This window comes from Streptomyces viridosporus, from assembly GCF_002078235.1.
Classification (GTDB): domain Bacteria; phylum Actinomycetota; class Actinomycetes; order Streptomycetales; family Streptomycetaceae; genus Streptomyces; species Streptomyces viridosporus.
The window spans coordinates 1-672 of the sequence record NZ_MSGP01000935.1; the positions used below are offsets into that span (position 1 = coordinate 1).

Annotated in this window: 2 protein-coding genes; both read right to left on the reverse strand. The window is 72.2% G+C overall.

The genetic code is table 11. From position 1 onward, the window contains the following. The coding region (locus B7L92_RS38765; RefSeq protein ID WP_143626540.1) for a CBS domain-containing protein at positions 1-233 on the reverse strand (233 nt) is incomplete at its 3' end. Between the two features lie 26 nt (positions 234-259). After that, a complete protein-coding gene (locus tag B7L92_RS38770) occupies positions 260-652 on the reverse strand; it encodes a DUF2795 domain-containing protein (protein WP_081241692.1) in 393 nt (130 codons plus the stop codon). Positions 653-672 lie beyond the last annotated feature (20 nt).

Sequence of the window (672 nt, forward strand, 5' to 3'; positions counted from 1 at the left end):
GTGTCCGGGGTGCACACCGATCCGGCGCTCACCGCGAGCGGATCCGTGCCCTCGGCGACCGCCCGGACCGTGATGTCACGGTCGGTGAGCAGGCCGACCACCCGCTGCCCGTCGGCCACCACCACGTCGCCGATGTTCTGGCTGCGCATCAACTGCGCCACCTCGACGAGCGAGGCGCCCGGGCGTACGGCGACCACGCCCGGAGTCATCACGTCCTTGACCAACTCGGCCATGACCGAGGCCTTCCCTCCNNGGCCGGCTAGGCGTTCTCCGTCTCCCGTGACCGCGTCAGCGCCTCGGCCAGCTCCTGCACGTTGGCGTAGCGGGCCTGGCGCGGCAGTCGTTCCAGCGCCTCGACAAGCGCGTCGGGCGCGTTGCGCCGGTCCAGCGCGCGCATCAGCTCGCGCGGCCCCGCGGGGAACGCCCCACGGCCCAGGATCCTGGCCAGCTCCAGTCGGAGCGACTCCATCGACGTCGGTCCGCGGCCCGGCGTCACCGGGCCGTACGCGACCTCCGGGTCGTCGTCGGCGAACGGCTCCGGGTCGTTCCACTCCTCGGTGCGGGTGGGGTGCCCGGACCTGAGCAGACCCTGCAGTTCGTGCTTCATCTCGTCGTCGCGGTGGACGCTCAGCCGGTCACTGCCTCGCTGCATGTCTCCCTCCAGACCTTCGG

What these genes read in the sequence shown, in the direction of transcription:
- B7L92_RS38770 (WP_081241692.1), bottom strand. Translation starts at nt 652, where the DNA reads ATGCAGCGAGGCAGTGACCGGCTGAGCGTCCACCGCGACGACGAGATG.